Source organism: Lewinella sp. IMCC34191 (assembly GCF_003390935.1).
Lineage (GTDB): Bacteria > Bacteroidota > Bacteroidia > Chitinophagales > Saprospiraceae > Neolewinella.
In genome coordinates, this window is record NZ_QNQZ01000008.1 from 195,099 (window position 1) to 212,354 (window position 17,256).

The 17,256-nt window shown below is 59.0% G+C and carries 11 protein-coding genes; 4 read left to right on the top strand and 7 right to left on the bottom strand.

What is annotated here, in order from left to right; genetic code table 11:
• Window positions 1-189 precede the first annotated feature (189 nt).
• On the top strand, window positions 190-2,565 hold the full coding sequence (locus tag DRW39_RS15935) for a hypothetical protein (protein WP_116108057.1): 2,376 nt from the start codon (window positions 190-192) through the stop codon (window positions 2,563-2,565).
• A 41-nt stretch (window positions 2,566-2,606) separates the two neighbouring features.
• Window positions 2,607-3,101, top strand: a complete 495-nt coding sequence (locus DRW39_RS15940; RefSeq protein WP_116108058.1) for a DUF308 domain-containing protein — start codon at window positions 2,607-2,609, stop codon at window positions 3,099-3,101.
• Here the strand turns inward: DRW39_RS15940 and rlmN are convergent.
• On the bottom strand, window positions 3,098-4,159 hold the full coding sequence (gene rlmN / locus DRW39_RS15945; protein WP_116108059.1) for a 23S rRNA (adenine(2503)-C(2))-methyltransferase RlmN: 1,062 nt from the start codon (window positions 4,157-4,159) through the stop codon (window positions 3,098-3,100). The two genes, DRW39_RS15940 and rlmN, sit on opposite strands and share 4 nt — an antisense overlap.
• A gap of 103 nt (window positions 4,160-4,262) precedes the next feature.
• Between rlmN and DRW39_RS15950 the strand changes: the two genes are divergently transcribed.
• Window positions 4,263-5,129, top strand: a complete 867-nt coding sequence (locus tag DRW39_RS15950; RefSeq protein ID WP_116108060.1) for a tetratricopeptide repeat protein — start codon at window positions 4,263-4,265, stop codon at window positions 5,127-5,129.
• On the opposite strand, the gene DRW39_RS15955 is transcribed toward DRW39_RS15950, so the two are convergent.
• A complete protein-coding gene (locus tag DRW39_RS15955; protein ID WP_116108061.1) occupies window positions 5,089-6,006 on the bottom strand; it encodes a MerR family transcriptional regulator in 918 nt (305 codons plus the stop codon). The genes DRW39_RS15950 and DRW39_RS15955 overlap by 41 nt on opposite strands.
• Before the next feature lie 168 nt (window positions 6,007-6,174).
• Here DRW39_RS15955 and DRW39_RS15960 point away from each other — a divergent pair, with 168 nt between their 5' ends.
• Window positions 6,175-8,994 (top strand): T9SS type A sorting domain-containing protein, encoded by a 2,820-nt coding sequence (locus DRW39_RS15960; RefSeq protein ID WP_157976162.1) that lies wholly within the window; start codon window positions 6,175-6,177, stop codon window positions 8,992-8,994.
• A gap of 2 nt (window positions 8,995-8,996) precedes the next feature.
• Here the strand turns inward: DRW39_RS15960 and mltG are convergent, their stop codons facing one another.
• From mltG to DRW39_RS15985, 5 genes are all read right to left on the bottom strand, one after another.
• The gene (mltG, locus tag DRW39_RS15965) at window positions 8,997-10,022 is read right to left on the bottom strand and encodes an endolytic transglycosylase MltG (RefSeq protein ID WP_116108063.1); all 1,026 of its coding nucleotides are present in this window, start codon (window positions 10,020-10,022) and stop codon (window positions 8,997-8,999) included.
• Window position 10,023: 1 nt separating this feature from the next.
• The gene (panB, locus tag DRW39_RS15970) at window positions 10,024-10,845 is read right to left on the bottom strand and encodes a 3-methyl-2-oxobutanoate hydroxymethyltransferase (protein ID WP_116108064.1); all 822 of its coding nucleotides are present in this window, start codon (window positions 10,843-10,845) and stop codon (window positions 10,024-10,026) included.
• 35 nt (window positions 10,846-10,880) lie between these two features.
• Entirely contained in the window at window positions 10,881-13,802 is a 2,922-nt protein-coding gene (locus DRW39_RS15975) for a S8 family serine peptidase (RefSeq protein WP_116108065.1), read from the bottom strand.
• A 149-nt stretch (window positions 13,803-13,951) separates the two neighbouring features.
• Entirely contained in the window at window positions 13,952-14,455 is a 504-nt protein-coding gene (locus DRW39_RS15980; RefSeq protein ID WP_116108066.1) for a hypothetical protein, read from the bottom strand.
• Window positions 14,456-14,461: 6 nt separating this feature from the next.
• The gene (locus DRW39_RS15985; RefSeq protein ID WP_116108067.1) at window positions 14,462-17,251 is read right to left on the bottom strand and encodes a M1 family metallopeptidase; all 2,790 of its coding nucleotides are present in this window, start codon (window positions 17,249-17,251) and stop codon (window positions 14,462-14,464) included.
• Between the last annotated feature and the right edge of the window lie 5 nt (window positions 17,252-17,256).

Below are 17,256 nucleotides of genomic sequence, written 5' to 3' on the forward strand. Positions count from 1 at the left end.
TAGTCGATACGGATTTGTTCCCTCCGTCGTGGGTGGGTGACCAAAGCAGGCGGAGGGCCACGCTTAGCCCGTTCGGGGCATCGATAGCATAGTCTACCGGCCGACGAAGTCATACCCGAAGGGAGAAACTCCCGACTAACCGCCTGCCCGTGGGCTAAATCCGGGAGCCACGCACCTTATCTTTACCCGATGCCTAGACCGCTATTTTATCTACTTTTTCTGCTTCCGCTGTCGGCCGCCTTCGGGCAGGTAGACAGCATCGGACAGTGGCGCAGCCTGCAATCCTTTTCCCAGGGGCTTTACGTCACCCAAAGCGCGGAGTCCGTTATTTATACCACCGGCGCGGCCGTGTTCTACGTGGATAAGGAGGACCTTAGTTTTACACAGCTGACACGAACCGAGGGCCTCTCCGGCGGGCGGATCAATATCGTAGAGTACCACCAGCCCACGGAGACCCTGATCATCGTTTACGAAAACAGCACCATCGATCTGCTCCAAAACGGCCGGTTTTCCACCATTCCCCAGATCGACAACTTTAACTTCAGCGGAGACAAGCGGATTTACGACGTGTCCTTTGCCGAGGACGAAAATACGATCTATCTCGGGGCGGGTTACGGCGTGTCTTCCCTATCACTGGAAGAAGAGATCTTCAATTTTACCACCTTCACCGGCATTCAAGTGAGTGCGGTGAGCGAATTTGAGGGACATCTTTATGCCGCTACACCGGAGGGTGTATACCGGGTACCCCTTACCGGCGTCAACATCAACGATTTTGGTACCTGGGAACTGCTGGGTTCCGAGTATGGATTCCCCGGCGATTACGCCTCCACTACGCTCACGGAATGGCGTGGTGCCCTCTACTTAGGGGTTGACAAAGACATCTACCAATGGGACGGTGATACCGCGCGGCTGCACTTCCGTCCCCCCGCCGCATCGAACGAGTTAAGACAGGTACAGGGCGGACCTAACTATCTGATCGCCGGGTATCGCTGTACCCTAACCAACTGTGCCGGCCGGGCTGTTTATGCATTGACGGAGGATGCCACCGCGGAAGTCACCCAGATCACCGACTGTGCCTATCTATTCAACAACGGAATCGAAGATGAACGAGGCCGATTCTGGTTTGGCGACGGTGCCAATATTGTCAGTATGGTGGACGGCCCGACCGGAAACTGTAACCGACTCAACTATCCCGGCCCCGCACGCGACGATAATTTTCGCATCCTCCACGACGGCACCTCCCTGTGGGTTGCGCCGGGTCAGCTGAACGAGAACGGATCGCCCCACTTCGATTACAACGGCGTGTTTCGTTTGCAGGATGGTAGCTGGGTCAACTACCGGCGGAACGAAATCGCGGCTTTTCGCGGGCAGGACGGACAAATGAACGGGGATGACGATTTCGCTACCGTGATCGACATCGATTACGATCCCATCAATCGTATTCATTATTTCAGCTCCTTTTTCGAGGGTGTCGTAGCGCGGGACGAAGAAGGTAATTTCACGCTCTTTGACGAGTCGAACAGCAGCCTGGAAATCGCACCGGATGCCGGCCCCGGACGGGTACGCGTTGCCGGTGCGGCCACCGATGCCAACGGGTATACCTACTTCGCGGTGAGCCGGGCCGAGAATAATGGTATCGTGAGCGTGCGCGGACCGGAAGGGGACTGGGTAGCGCTGGGGCAGGACTGTGGGCTTAATATTGCTTACGATGTCGCGGTGGATCAGAACGGGTACGTCTGGGTCATACATTACGATAGTGGTACGGGTGGACTCACCGTGATCGATACGAACGGCACCCCCCTCGACCCGAGTGACGATTCGCCATGCCGCACCTTCAATGAATCGAACAGCGCCCTGCCATCCAGCCAGACCCGTAGCATAGCCGTAGACCAGGACAATGCGATATGGATAGGGACCGCCGAAGGGGTAGCGGTTTTCAACTGCAACGGACGGCCCAGCGACCCCGAAGGCTGCCGGGCTACCCTCCCCGCGACCGAAGCCGACGGGTTCGGCGCTTACCTCTTGGCAAGCGAGGAGGTGCGGACGATCGCCGTTGACGGGGCGAACCGCAAGTGGATGGGAACCAACAGTGGCGCGTTTTTGCTTTCCGCTAATGGCAGGGAAGAACTGTTGCAATTCAACCGGGGCAATAGCCCACTGCTTGATAATGCGGTACGTACCATCACGATCGATCCCACGACGGGGACGGTCTACTTCGGCACCGAACTCGGCGTGATCAGTTATGCCGGCAACGCTACCGAGGCAACCGACTTTTTCGATGACGAGTTGACGGTGTTCCCGAATCCCGTCGAGCCGGGGTATACCGGTCCCATAGCCATTGACGGGTTGGCGGTCAATGCACGGGTTAAGATCACCGATCTGAGCGGTAAGCTCGTCACCGACGGTACCAGTAACGGGGGACGGTTCATCTGGGATGGTAACGACTACAACGGTCGTCGGGTCACCACTGGGGTTTACCTGCTCTTTGCCTCCAGTGGCCAGAGCACCAATTTCGAGGAGCGGGACTCCGGTAGTGCGGTTGCGAAGATTGTATTCATCCGCTGAGTACGTTCCGGGCCAAGCGAATAGGGGTTATCTTCGCTGCAATGGCTCCCGACTTCCACTTTCGTGCCGATCACCCCGATCCCGGTACTACCCGATGGCTTCATATTTGCTTCTACCTCGGTGCGGTCCTGCTTGCCATAGCGGGGGTGTACGAATTATACCTCTACGCCACGCACTGGTCAGCCGGTGAGGACAGCAGCCATTTATGGATGCTGATTTTGGGTGTCATATACCTGGTCGTGGCCGGATTGGTTGCCTATGCTACCTATAACCACGGTGGGAGCGGCGAGATCCCCCCCGAAAGGTTCGTGCGGATTCAGGACGGCGTGATGACGTATCAGCTGGACCAATTACAGAAAGAGCAGAAAATACGATTAGCGAACGTCCGATCGGTCCACCGACCAACGGTTCGGGACCTTGTCCTGGAATTGACAGACGGCCGTCGGGTGACATTGCCCGTCTACCTCATCGATGAGGAGGAGAAACAACGGGAACTGGAGGTATTCCTCACCCGTTCCGCCTCGTCGCAGGCTTAATCCTTGTTGGCGAGTTGTCCGCAGGCCGCATCGATATCCTTGCCCCGGCTTCTGCGCACGGTTACCATGACCCCACGATCCCGCAGGTAACGGGCGAAGTCATCGATCCGGTGCTCCGTTGATTTCAGGAACGGGGCGTTGTCGATGGGATTGTACTCGATAATATTCACCATGCTGGGCACGCGCTGGCATATCTGGTAGAGTCGCTCTGCGTCGTCCAGGCCGTCGTTGAAGTTCTGGAAGGTGATGTACTCGAAACCGATCCGCTTTTTTGTCTGGGCGTAGAAATACTCCAGGCTTTCAATAATCGCTTCCAGGTTATTCGACTCATTGATGGGCATAATTTCGTTCCGCTTCACGTCGTCGGCGGCGTGCAGGCTAAGGGCGAGGTTCACCTTGGTGTCTTCATCGGCGAGCTTCCTGATCATTTTAGCGATACCGGCGGTGGATACCGTCAACCGGCGCGGGGCCATGTGGAGGCCATTGTGGCTGGTAATGCGATCGATGCTTCCTACTACCTCGCGGAAGGCGAGCAGGGGTTCGCCCATACCCATGTAAACAATGTTGGTGAGCGGTTTCCCATAGGCTTCCAGACACTGCTCGTTCACCAGGTAGACCTGGTCGTATATCTCGGCGGCGGTCAGATTCCGCAGGCGTTTCATGCGACCGGTAGCGCAAAAGGTGCAGGACAGGCTGCAGCCCACCTGGCTGGAGACGCAAACCGTGAAGCGATCGTCGTCAGCCACGGGAATGAGGACGGATTCGATGAGGTGCCCGTCGTGCAGGCGAAAGCGGCTCTTGATGGTACCGTCGTTGCTGCGCTGCGCTTTATCGAGCGTGATGACGGGCAGGCTATACCGCTCCTTCAGCTTTTCCCGCAGGGGAATTGACAGGTTGGTCATCTCGTCGAAGGTGCGGGCGCCTTTCTGCCAAAGCCATTCGTAAATCTGCTTGGCGCGGTACTTCTTTTCCCCGGCCAGAATGAGTTGAGAGGTCAGTTCTTCCAGACTAAGGGAACGAATATCGGGTAAGGTGGCGGTAAGTGGGCTGGCGGACATAGGAGGCAAACGCCCGTGCCCCGCTCGCGGTTGAGGGCCAACCCTATCTGCGGAGTCTTGTTACATTACGCCGGACAGCCCCCGGCCACTCGCCTTATTAGATATGCAGTTACCGCCAAACCATCTTGACCTTTACGAACAGGCCCTCCGGTACGACCGGGTGGGGGACCCGTATACGGCCGTCAAGTTGTTGAAGAAGGTAACGCGCATCGTCCCGGAATGGGCGGATGCCTTCCGGAGCCTGGCCGTGATCTATTCCCGGCGTCAGGAGTGGAAGCCGGCTATTCATTACTGGAGCAAAACCGTTGCGCTCGACGCCGACGACCGCGAGGCCTGGTGGCAATTGGGGCTGGCCGCTATTCCCCTGAAAAGAATGCGTACCGCCCAAACGGTATGGGCAAAGTTTGGCTTTGATAAGCTTTCCCATAAGGACCCTCTCGGCTTGCAGTTGAAGCACGCCGACGGCTACGAAATCCTGTGGATGCAGCCCCTCGACGCCGCCCGGGGACGCATTGTGAGTATTCCGCATCCGGGAAGCGGCATGCGGTACCGGGACCTGATGCTGTACGATCGCCGTGGCCAGAAGGGCTATAATGTCATCGCTCGCCGCCGGGTCCCGATATTTCAGGCGGTCACGCGGCTGAAGCGGTCGCCGTACCAGACCTTCAGCTGTCTGCTGCACACGAGTGAGGTGGAACCGATCGAGCAACTGGAGCAGCTTTGTTACGACGCCGGTCTGGGTTTCGAAGTGTGGAGTAACGCTACACGGGCCGTCCAGCAAAAGGCAGCCAACGCCACCGAGGAGGAGCGGCGGGCCTTCCCCGAATATTACAGTGATTTACTGCCGCGTCCCGAAACGGGGACGAGCCTGGTGGCCATTGCCGCTATTCATCCGGCCGAAGTAGAACGGGTTCTCAATGATTGGCAGATCATTTCACTGCAGCAATATTCCGATCTGCGGGCTTACTGAGTTCATCTACGAAAATCAGCACCTCGCGTAACCCACCCACCGGAATGACCCGCTCGAAGGCGCTCAGGTCATGCAGCGTTGACTGGTAACCGGAGAGGACCAGTTGTGACTCCTGGCAGTGATGCAGTACTTCCCGGACCAGACTCTCTACGGGTTTGGCGACGTAGGTGCTGGATAGTATCGTGAAGAGATAGTCGGTCTGGTAGGTCTTACAGGCATCCCCGAGATCCGCCGGAGAAACGTTCCCACCCAGGTAAAGCACGGGGACATCCCGCCGCCGCAGGAGGTACTGGATGAACAACATGCTCAGTTCCTGCCGCTCTTCCTCGGGTAGAAAGAGGGTGAAGGACGGCAGGTCTTCCCGGCTGTTCGGTGGCAACCGGTCGGTGGCGGCCAGTACCTTTTGGCGAATGAGACAGGCCACGAAGTTTTCGTGCACCGCCGTGATCGAGCCGGTGAAGTAGAGGACACCCAGCTTATCGAGGAGGGGATATACCACCTCCATCATGGTTTCCTCAAAGCCCCGCTGCTCTATATTCATGTCTAGAATGAGGCCGAATTTCTCGGCATCCATTTCCAGGGTCGACAGCGTGAGGGCATCAAGGCGGGTGTCCGAGCTGATGTTCAGGGAAGAGAGGGAAGCCACTTCGCTGGCCCGCTCCTCCGAACTCATGGCCGCGATCCGGCTGATGCGAAAGCCGTTTCGATTCAGCAGGGCGACGTTGTACAGCTCCCGCAAATCTTCTTCCAAATAGAACCGGACATTGTGCTGGCTGCGGCGGGCGACAATTATATCATAGCGTTGTTCCCAGGCGCGCAGGGTGTGTGCCCGTATGCCCGTAAGTTTCTCAACGTCAGTGATGGAATAGACCGCCAAAGGGATTGCTGTATGTGATGATAGTGCCTGAATCGAAGCGTGTGCGCCTAACACTACCCCAAAAGAATGGTTCAGTTGGCCGGGCGGCACAACCTTAGCCGGCTATGTGGTATTTTTCCGCCTAGCCACGGTGACGGTTCGTGTCGTCATGCACCCAATATCAGCCATATGCGACTATCTCTACTCTTCATTGTCCTTCTTTTCGCCCTGTCGATAAGCGCCCAGGATTGCTTTTATCAACTGCGGCTTACCGACAGCGAAGGGGACGGCTGGAACGGGGCGGCGCTAGTCGTTCGAAACGGTGGCGAATCCGCAACCTACACCCTGGACGCCACCAACGATGATGGCTTGAGTCGGGTCTTCTACCTCCCGGTTGCTAACGGTCAAACGGTGACCCTGGATTACACCACCGGAGCCTTTCCCGACGAGGTGGGGTTCTCTATCTTAGACAATAACGATAGTCTTATCTACGAAGTGACGGCGCCGGACACCGATCCGGCACTTGCCTCCTTCACCGTGGCTTGTCGTTCCTGCGCTCCGCCGCCCTTTTCTTCCATCGATGTGTACCGCGTTCGGTACAACAGCGTGGACATTCGATTCCGCTCGACGCCGGGCGATCCGACCTACCGCATCGAGTACGGGCCCGATGACTTCGATCCGGCCACGGACGCCGGTACCGAGATTACGACCCAGGATACCATGGTGCGGGTAACGGGGCTGAGCTCACTGAGCGTATACCAATTTTACATTTCTACAATTTGCAGCGATCCGTCCGATACCACGGTTCGGCGGGGACCCTTTCGTATACGAACGCAGATCCAGAAAGACATCGGGATCACCTCGCTGGTCCGCCCGGTGACCCGGTGCCAGCCGAGCACGAACGACTCGGTTACGGTGGGCATTACCAATTTCGGCGGGGAAGCCCAGCAATTTTTCCGGCTTGACTTCACCGTGAACGGTCAGCCCGGCGGGGTTAATATGCCCTTCGACGGTATCTACACCGGGGTGGTGGGCGTGGACAGCACGAAGTTCTTCACCTTCGATGCCCAGGCCGATCTGCGGCAACCCGGATTTTACGAATTCCAGATCTTTACAATGCTGGAAGAGGACCAAGACCTCAGCAACGATACGCTGACGGCATCCGTCGTCAGCCTGCCCGTTATTACCCAGTATCCGTACTTCCAGGACTTTGAAGGAGGTGATGGCTTCTGGTTCCCCAGCCAGGGCGGGCGAGGACCTTCCAGCTGGTCGCTTGCCGCACCGCGCGGACAACGGATCGACCGGGCGGGCTCCGGCGACGTTGCTTTCGTCACGAATGCTCAAGGGCAGTATAACGATGACGAACTGAGCTACCTGGAATCGCCCTGTTTCAACTTTTCCGGCCTGGAGGAGGCACCCTACCTTTCTTTCCTGCTGTCGGTCGACACCGAGGAGGAGTTCGACGGGCTGTACCTGGAAGCCAGTACGGACGGAGGCGAAACCTGGGAGATCGTAGAGCGCAATTCCACCGGCGTCAATTGGTACAACAACGGCCTTCAGCAGCAATGGGACGGTAACGGCGGCTTCGGCGAGGGCTATTCCCTGGTGGGGCAGCAACTCCGGGAATACGCCGGCGAGGACCAGGTGCGGCTACGTTTCGTTTTCCGCAGCGATGGCGATACCCGGCGCGAAGGCGTAGCGATTGACAACATCCGCCTGACCGACAGGCCGATGGTTGATTACGCCGTTACCCGGGTAGGGCTGATCAACGAGGCGAACTGCTTCAATGAGTTCGACACCGTGCAGATCAGGCTGGCCAGATTGGGGCAGCAGGCCGTTGAAAACGTGAATGTCTATTACTCCCTCAACGGCGATCCCGCCGTGGTGGAGCAGGCACCCGCTCCCCAGACCTACGGGCAGCAGCAGACCTATAATTTTGACGTCCGCCTACAGTTTGGCAGCGCATCCCGGCAGCGGAATCGCCTGGTCGCCTGGGTGGAGGCCGAGGGCGACAGCGCAACGTACAACGACACTGTTGTCTACCGCTTTCAGCTCGCTCAGCCCGTTCCGTTCCTCGCCGATTTCGAGGACCGGCGCGTTCCCCGTTCGTGGGAATTAGATTCGGATATCGTCATCGCCGAGCGGCCGGGCAGTCCTTCCGTTGCGCTCACCGATAACCTGAGCGAACAGGATACCTTCATGCGCTTCACTACGGCCAATTACGGGCCATTGGAGGCCGGCGACGAACTGGTGTTCACTTTCCGTCAGCGCGATGCGGACGGGAACCCCGTGACCGGCGGCATCACCCGGCTACAGGTCGATGGTAGCGTAGGATGCGGCACGCTCCTGCCTACTTTGGTGAACGAGGCCAATCCCCCCGATTCCACTTTCGTCATCTCCCTCGACGAGTACGCCGGAGAGAATATGTACTTTGATTTTCTGGTCGAGTGGGCGACGGGTGATTACTACGTGATCATCGATGACATTTCGGTACGCCGGTGTCCCGCCGATCTGAACCTGCGCTACACTACCGCACCCCCTTCCGGCGTATTCGCGGACGATGGCACGGCCTACGTATTAGCCGGGGCCGGTCTGGCGCCCTACAGCTATTCCTGGAGTAACGGTGACACGACCCAGTCGGCGGATAGCCTGAGCGTAGCTGCTTACTCCGTGACGGTTACGGATGCGATCGGGTGTTCCGATTCGCTTGATCTGGAAGTGGACCTGATGGCCGTATCCACCAGCGATCCGGACGCCTTGCTGGAGAACTTGGAAGCCTTTCCGAACCCGACTGCCGACCGGGTAAATCTACGACTACGGCTTCCCGGTCCGTTGGCCCTCGGACTCGAGGTGTACGACGGTAGCGGACGCCGCATCGAGCAACGGTCGATCGGGCAATCCGGAACCCTGGACGCTGTTGTCGACTTGACTGACCGGGCGCCGGGGATTTACCTCATCCGCGTATGGGCCGGGGAGGCGACCCGAACGATACGCGTCATAAAGAGGTAAGCTTAGCGAATGCCGCGCTCCCGCAAATTGGCTACGTAAATGGCAATGTTGCGGGAGTGCCCGCTCAGCGTGGTGGCGAAGTTGTGCAGTCCACTGCCATCGCCGCGTGCGCAGAAGTAGAGATATTTATGCTCTTCCGGAGCGAGGACCGCATCGATACTTCCTACGCTCGACATCGTGATGGGGCCCGGTGGCAGGCCGGAGTAGCGGTACGTATTGTACGGGCTGTCAAATTCAATGTGGCGATTGAGCACCCGGCCGACCCCGAATTCCCGGGTGGCAAAGACGGCCGTGGGATCCGCCTGCAGGGGCATGCCGATTCGGAGGCGATTGAGGTATACCCCGGCAATTCGCGGACGCTCCGATGCCTGCAAGCTCTCTTTCTCCACGATGCTCGCTAGTGTATACACCTCCGCCGGGGAAAGCCCGACTGCTTCGGCCTTCGCCATGCGGTCGTTGCTGTTCCAGAATCGGTCATGTTCCTTGACCATGCGCGCCACGAAGTCACGCGGCGTCGCGTTCCAGTACATCTCGTAGGTATTCGGAATGAAGAGCGTCTGGAAGGTTTCTTCGGTATAACCTACGCTATCCACGAAGTCGGCATCCTGAAACAAGCGCAGAAAATCGAGGCTGTCGGGCTCGAGGAAACGGGCCACCTTGGCCGCTACGTTCATAGGCTCGCGCTCGGTGGTGAGGACGACATCGACGGTAGACTGGGCTCCGCCACGCAGCTTGCGGATGAGGGCCACGCTGCTCATGCCCGGGTTGACCGTGAAGCGGCCGGCACGCATCGGGCTGCGTTCGAAGCCCATCTGGCTGGCCAGCGGATCGAAGAAGGTGCGGTTGGGACGGATGCCTTTGGCCGCGAGGCTATCCATGACCTGTTCGTACGTGCTGCCCGTGGGAAACTCGACGGCAACGGGTTCGGCGAGAGCGTTGGGTACGGCCGGCACGATCATGACCTGGTAGTAAGCATAGGCCCCGAGCAAGAGGCCGACTAAGACCAGGAGCGCGATAATTTTCTTCATGTCAATATTGTTCCTCCTCGTTGGGGAAGTCTTGACTTTTAACGTCCGCCACGTAGGATGCTGTTGCCTCCCGGATGACCGAAAACAGGTCGGCGTAGCGACGCAGGAAGCGGGGGTGAAAATCTTTGGTAATGCCCAGCATGTCCTGGGTCACTAAAACCTGCCCGTCGCAATCGTTGCCGCCTCCGATCCCGATGGTCGGGATCGCCACGGCTTCGCTGACTCGTTTGGCAAGCTTTGCGGGTATCTTCTCCAGGACCAGCCCGAAGCAGCCGAGATCGGCCAGCATGTCCGCGTCGCTCAGTAAGCGATTGGCTTCCGCCTCTTCCCGGGCACGGACCGTGTACGTGCCGAACTTATAAATGGACTGCGGCGTGAGACCGAGATGACCCATGACCGGAATCCCTGCCTTAAGGATGCGGCGGATACTCTCCGAAACCTCCTGACCGCCCTCCAGCTTGACGGCGTGGGCGCCGCTTTCCTTCATGATCCGGATACTCGACTTGAGGGCCATCTTGCTGTCTCCCTGGTAGGTGCCGAAGGGGAGGTCGACGACCACCAGCGCCCGCTGGACACCCCGAACTACGCTGGACGCATGGTAGATCATCTGGTCCAGGGTGATGGGTAAAGTAGTCTCGTGGCCGGCCATCACATTACTGGCCGAATCACCCACCAGCAACACGTCCGCGCCGCCCGCATCGAGAATACGAGCCATGGAAAAGTCGTAGGCCGTGAGCATGGCGATCTTTTCCCCGGCCTCCTTCATGGCCTGCAGGGTGTGGACGGTTACCCGCTTGACATCACTAACCTTATGTACGCTCATGGCGCCAAAGGTAAGCTTCCCCGGTCGACCGCACGCTAGCGAACGATCAGGCGCCGCGCTCCCCGGCGTCCGCGGTCATCCACCAGCACGATAAGGTAAATGCCGGAGGGAACGCCATCTAGGGGCAGGGCGTACGCCTCGTTCGATCCGGAAAGCAATTCCGTTAGCATCCGCCGGCCATCGGGAGCGTACAGTTCCAGCGCGACTACCGGCAGCGTTGCCGACCAGGAAACCGTGACGCGGTCGGTAGCCGGGTTCGGCACGACCGACCATGCCGCGGGGGGAAGCCCCACCTGTTGCGAAGCCGTGCAATCGCCACCAAAGAAAACGGTACGGGATTTCCCCGCCGCACCGTTACATATGCTAGCCACCTGGACTTCATAGCTCGAGCAGAGGTTCAGCTTATCGACCCGTAAGTTCAAGCCCTCGACTTTCCGTTCGGTAAAGTTCTCCGAGGAGCGATCCCGGTACCGTACCAGATAACTGCCCCCGGGAGCCGCGGAAGCGGTCCAGTCGAGCAGGGTGGCATCGGCCGAAGCATCGTAGTTCGCCTCCAGGCTGGAGGGTGGCGGACAACCCTCCGCGGGCGTGACGTCCAGGCAGTAGTCCTCGACTTCTCCGCTGAATTGCTGGTTACTTCCCGCCGGGCAACCGTTCGTCTTCACCGAAGTGAATTGCATAATGATCCGCATACGGGTCAATCCGAAAGCCGCCTCATCCGGGACGGTGATGTACGCCCGGGCGGATCCGCCACGCGGCGCGGTTTGCTGCATAACGAGCTCGTCGGCCGCGAATGCCGCATCCTGGTTCCAGTCGACGTACACGTGAAAGTCCTGGGTGAAGCCGCTACCGCGGTAATCGGGTGAGAGCGCTAGCTGGTAAACACCACCGGGAACGATACTGGCGGTCGTCAGGTCCCCGTAGTTTGCGAACGCCCCGACGGCGCGGTCCGAGGTGTTTTCGAGTACGCCGGGCATGCTGACCTCCGCGATCCATTCCTGTTCGTTGCCAAAGCCCGTCGGCTGACAGTATGCCCCGTCCAGGCAGACACCGCAACCCAGCGTTTTGACCTGTTTTCGCCTGCCAAATTCCGTACTCGAGCCTACGCAATTCGTCCGCAGTTCAAATTCATAGGTTCGGCAGTTTCGTAAGCCGACCACTTCCGCGGAGGGGTCGGTCACCGTAACTTCCCGCCAGTCTTCATCGTGCGTACGAAAGCGAAGTGTATAGCTGGTCGCACTGAGTAACGGTATCCAGCTCGCCCTTACCTGCCCGCCGGGTTGTGGGGTAAGGGTAAAGTCATCGGGAAGTCGGCAACAGCCCGGGGATTCGACGACCAGTATTTCCGATGGGGTGGGTTCTTCGTTGCAGTAGGCCAGCAACTGCAGTTGGTAGTCGCTGCAGGCGGATAGTTCGCCGAGGCGATAGGGGGAAGTAACGTTGCGAATCGTATCCCAGGTCGTTCCATTCCTCTTCCGGTAGCGCAGGTCGACTACCCCCACCGAGGCGATACGCGTCCAGGTGAGTAACAGATCGGTAGAAGCGTCGCCCGGCGGGCTTGCGTCAAAAGAGGCGGGAGCCAGGCAGTCGGTACAGGACTGCTGAAGCGACCGAACCGCCTTTCCTACGTCGAGTGCCCCGCCGGTACGGGTAGCTTCGGTTAGGGTGGGCAGGGAGCGTACCGTGGCAAACAGTACGTCGCGGACCCGCCGGGCGGCCACCGGCGGGTCGCTGATGGTAAGTTCGCCGAAGGTCAGGCAGGGCACGGCATACAACAAACCGATGCTGCCCGTTACGGCCGGCGTGGCGTAGGAAGTTCCGAATACCGCCCCGTAGCGACCGTTCGCTAGGGTAGTGACTACCCCCTCCCCGAAGGCCGCCATATCCACCGATAAAAGCCCCTGAGCAGCGTCCTTTACCTTTTTATTGCGGGTGTCCAGGTTGGTTACCGTTATCAGGAATTCGGAATCGCAGAGGCTCGGCAGATCACCGACCTCGTCGACATCGACGTCGCGGTTCGGAACGGCCGCTACACTGAGGATTCCATATTTTCCAAGGGTATCGTAGAGGGCACACCAGATCGGGCTCTGGGAAGGAAATGCCCGGTCACGCCCCCAGCTGGCGTTGGTCGCGATCACGTAGGCCCCCTCCTCACCGCCGGATGTGTCGTAGCGCCGCCTGGCCTGCAGCGCGTAGCCGTAGGCCTGTATTACTTCCGACTCGAGCGGATCGAAGTCGTTAGTAATGTGCATCACCTTGGTGTGCCAGTTTATGCCGGTCACGCCGAGGCGGTTGTTACCGACGGCCGCCATCTGGCCCATCACCGGGGTACCGTGGTCGCCCTTGCCCGCCTCGACGTCATTGTTGTCCAGGGCCGTATTCCATCCGTACCGGTCATCGACGTAACCGTTGGCGTCGTCGTCGATCCCATTGTCGGGAATCTCACCGTAGTTGACCCAGATATTCTCGCGTAGGTCGGGGTGGGTAAGGTCGATACCGTTGTCGATGGAGGCGATGACGATGGTGTCTCCGTTGGCGGTCACCCCGCCCGTCGTGATATCCCAGGCCAGTTCGGTTTGGTAGTCGGCCCCGGGCTCCCCGCCGATCTGGCCGGTGTTCCAGAACTGCCACTGCTGATTGTACTGGGGGTCGTTGGGGCGCCGCCGGGAAGTGAGCCGGTGATTCAACTGGACGAAATCCACCTGCGGATCGGAAGCGTAGCGAAGGCGTAAGTCCGCTTCCGCGTAGTGGGACCAGTCGAAGTGGACGAGCCAGGTTTCCCCGCCGGCGTGGAGGCGTTTATAGCCGGTTACTTCCTGGTGGGTCAGTATCCAGGACTTACCGTCGACACCAGCCCGGAACTGGAGGATCAGCTCTCCCTGCGCGTAGTCCAATAACTGTGCACCCAGCGAGGCGGAGCAAAGCAGACATAGTAAAATGCAGTGGGGTGAGCGCATGTTCCGGAATCAAAACCGAGCGAGAGCCAAAATAGGCATTCGTACCGGTAGTCACCCGGTCAATTTGGTTGTCGGGCTTACCTTAACTGACGTACGTAGCACCTGAACCGTTGGTTTTGGTCGCCTAAAAGGGCGGGAGATATCGTGCCTCAGGCAAAAACCCTGCGCCAGCCCAGCCGGATGAAGAACAACAGCAGGAGGAAGACAAGCAACAGGTACTGGATCTTCAACCCGCTAAATACTACGATCCGCGTACGATCGATCGCCCACAGGATGACGAGCGTGGCAAAAATCATCAGCACCAATCCACCTAGCCGACCGAATCCCGGCAGCGCGGGCATGTACACCTGCCTGCGGATGATGTAGGCCGTGGCGAAGAAACTGGCAATCGGGATACCCTGCAACAAGAGGTCCGTATCCAGAATACTGCCCCGCTCGAACAGCCACTGGTAGGCCATCAGGCCCACTGAAAGGATCGCGGGTACCGCCACCAGATAGAGTAGGGTGCTGTACAGGTAGTTCCAGGGAGGCAGGTGATTTTCGTTTCGCTCCATCAAGCCGGCCAACAGCGCGGCAAAGGGAATCAGGGCAAAATAGAAGATGATCACGTCGGGATGGTCCGCGGCGTACCGGAGCAGATCGTTGAGGGTCATGACGCGCTAAGGTAATTCATCGATCCACCGCCAGGGTAACAGGCCGGACAGATTGAGGCGAAAGGCCAGTCGTTCCAGAAGATTGCCGCGTTGCTCCAGCAGGTTCCGCGTATCCGCGTCCGAGACCAGGGGGAGGTAGAGGTTAAAACGGTCGCCGAGGAGGTTTAGGGCTACTCCGCCGACGTAGTTCACCTGGTTCTCCTGGTCGGTGCTCAGTGTGGTACGGGAACCATAGCTTCCGACGTCAAAGTAGAAGCTAAAGGGCAGCGGCAGGGGTAGGTCCGCTTCCAGGTTCAGTGCCGCCAGGTAATCGTTGCTGCGCCCGTACGGGAATGCCGCGCTGACCGGCGCCCGGAAGCCCCCCTGCCGCCCTTCCAGTTGTTGTTCGTACCAGCCTGCTTGTCCGCGCCCTAGGTACAGGCCGTCGTAGGCGTAGTCGCTGGCGGCATTATCCACCAGGGAGAAGCTCGTAGCCGGCCCGGCCGGCCGGTCGCGTTGATCGTGTTGGAGGAAGTAGCCGGCGTAAAGGCGGCCACTAAGAAATTTGTTGGGTCGGTACTGGTAGCCGGTTTCCAGCTCTGCGTCCAGTCGCAGGTAGTCCACGGCGTTGAAAGCGTCCGGATCGCCGAAGCGGTGTTCCAGGCGCAGGGCGTAGTGGAGGGGGGTAAGTTCCCGTTCCAGCGCCGATTCATATCCCAGACGCAGGAAGCTCGCCGTTAGCTGGCGGTCTTCATCCAGGAGTTGGCCGTCATTACTGAAGTCGGGCCGGCGCTGCGTAAGATGCACGAATTGGGTGTACACCCGACTCGTTCGCTGCCGGATCGCCGGATGGGCGAATCGAAAGTCCGAGCGAATGCCCCAGCGATCGTAACTGTAAATGTCCTCAATATTTTCGGCCGGTGGATCGAAATCGCTAAAGCGTTGTACGCCACCGCTCACCTCGACCCGCTGCAGCCAGTCCGTAGGACGCGTTAACCGGTACTTGGCGCCGGCGAAACCGACGATTGCTTTACTGTTGAACCCGTACAGGGGACTTATCAGGAACTCCAACCGACGGGGCTCCAGCGTGCGGTTATGCAGGGCCAGGCCAAGCATAGCACCGTCATTTCCGTTGAAACCGACCAGGGGAACGAAGAAGAGCTGACGCCGGCTCTGCTCCCCGTCGATGATCAGGCTGAGCTTCGGTAGAATAGAGGTTCCTTCCCCGTCCCTCGCCCATACCGTCGAATTATACTCGCCGCGGTCTACCGTCGTCATGGCATCGCGTACGTAATCGGTTTCCCCCAGGGTGTCGATCACCGCGAAGAAGTCTTCCGGCGACGGGTGCCGGAATTGCCACCGCCGGAAGTACGCGTTAAAGGCGGCGTCCAGTCGTTCGGTGCCGACCCGTTGCTCGACCTGGTTGAGGACCAACTCGGGCTTGCTGTAGGCACCCATCCAGTAGTTGTACGCTTCAAGGCTGTCGCTGCGCGTATCCGGCGCTTGATCTCTGCCTAGCCTGGCCAGTTGGCGATAAGCTACCTTATCCGTGTCGAGCTCGCGGCCCGGCAGGAGTTGGATGCGGCCGTCGCGTTCCGGATAGAATTTGCGGGTATACCGCCCCTCGTAGTAGCTGTTGAGGCCCTCGTCCATCCAGGGGTGGTCACGCTCGTTGCTCCCCAGTATCCCGTAAAACCAGTTGTGCCCGATCTCATGGGCCAGCACTTCGTCCAGGGCGTAATCGCTACCACTGAGTCCGATGACGGTAATCATCGGGTACTCCATGCCCGCACCGGCGCTCAGGGCGGACTGTACCCCCGTCACCTGCGGGTAAGGATAATCTCCCACGTGCTCGGAATAGAATCGGGTGGACCGTTTGAGGTAATCCGTCGCGTTTTTCCAGTACGCTGATTCGGTCCGCGTAAAGAAAGCCCAGACGTCAATCGGTTTTTTTGCGGCGGAGCGCAGGTATAATGTATCGTGGAGAACCCGGAACCTTTTGTCGGCAAACCAGGCAAAGTCATGTACTCGCTCTGCCGTGTAGGTAAGCGTTTTCATTTTTGAAGCGGAGGGGGGAAAGGCTTCGCTGACGTAGCCGTAGGAGATCACTTCGGCAAAATCATCGAGCGCCGCCCGGGTGGTGTCTGCCTGCTCCAGCAGCCATTTCCGCTCCGTGGTGGTCTGTAGTTCGCCCGTTGCCGCTACGGGATAATTTTCGGGTAGCGTGATTGTAACGGTATAGTCGCCGAACTCACTGTAAAATTCCCCCTGGTCCAGATATGGCATCGCGTGCCACCCATCCCGGTCGAATACGGCCGGTTTCGGGTACCACTGGGTGATCTGGTAGGACTGCCCCACGTGCCCCAGCCGACTGAAACTCCGCGGGATCCGCACCCGGAAGGGCGTAGTAATGTCGATCGTTTCCCCGGGGGAGAGGGGATCTGCCAGGTGCAGAGTACCGATGTCCGGCTCGCTGGAGTAGGTGAATCGGGCAGGCTGCCCCTCCACCTGAAACGCTAGGCTGTCCATCGTGCCCCGGTCGGCGGGATCGGAAAAGTGAAAGCGCGTCTCTCCGTTGCGGAGTTGCTGGCGCGCGAAAGCACTTTCGTCGCTGCTGTAGGCCCGTGGCCACAGGTGAAAGACGATGGAATCGAGTGGAGTGGGGGCGTTATTCGTGTAGGCGAGGGTGATGTCGCCGTGGAGCGTATGCGCACGGTCGTCGAGCCGCACATCGATGTTGTAGCTGACCGCCTGTTGAAAATAGTCGGTCTGGCCGAGGAGGGGGACGGTAAGGAGCAGAAGGAATAAGACGCGCATAGGGT

Excerpts from the sequence above, each read along its gene's own strand:
- rlmN (WP_116108059.1), bottom strand. The coding sequence starts at position 4,159 with ATGTCCGCCAGCCCACTTACCGCCACCTTACCCGATATTCGTTCCCTT.
- DRW39_RS15935 (WP_116108057.1), top strand. The coding sequence starts at position 190 with ATGCCTAGACCGCTATTTTATCTACTTTTTCTGCTTCCGCTGTCGGCC.
- DRW39_RS15985 (WP_116108067.1), bottom strand. The coding sequence starts at position 17,251 with ATGCGCGTCTTATTCCTTCTGCTCCTTACCGTCCCCCTCCTCGGCCAG.
- panB (WP_116108064.1), bottom strand. The coding sequence starts at position 10,845 with ATGAGCGTACATAAGGTTAGTGATGTCAAGCGGGTAACCGTCCACACC.
- DRW39_RS15960 (WP_157976162.1), top strand. The coding sequence starts at position 6,175 with ATGCGACTATCTCTACTCTTCATTGTCCTTCTTTTCGCCCTGTCGATA.
- mltG (WP_116108063.1), bottom strand. The coding sequence starts at position 10,022 with ATGAAGAAAATTATCGCGCTCCTGGTCTTAGTCGGCCTCTTGCTCGGG.
- DRW39_RS15975 (WP_116108065.1), bottom strand. The coding sequence starts at position 13,802 with ATGCGCTCACCCCACTGCATTTTACTATGTCTGCTTTGCTCCGCCTCG.
- DRW39_RS15940 (WP_116108058.1), top strand. The coding sequence starts at position 2,607 with ATGGCTCCCGACTTCCACTTTCGTGCCGATCACCCCGATCCCGGTACT.
- DRW39_RS15980 (WP_116108066.1), bottom strand. The coding sequence starts at position 14,455 with ATGACCCTCAACGATCTGCTCCGGTACGCCGCGGACCATCCCGACGTG.
- DRW39_RS15950 (WP_116108060.1), top strand. The coding sequence starts at position 4,263 with ATGCAGTTACCGCCAAACCATCTTGACCTTTACGAACAGGCCCTCCGG.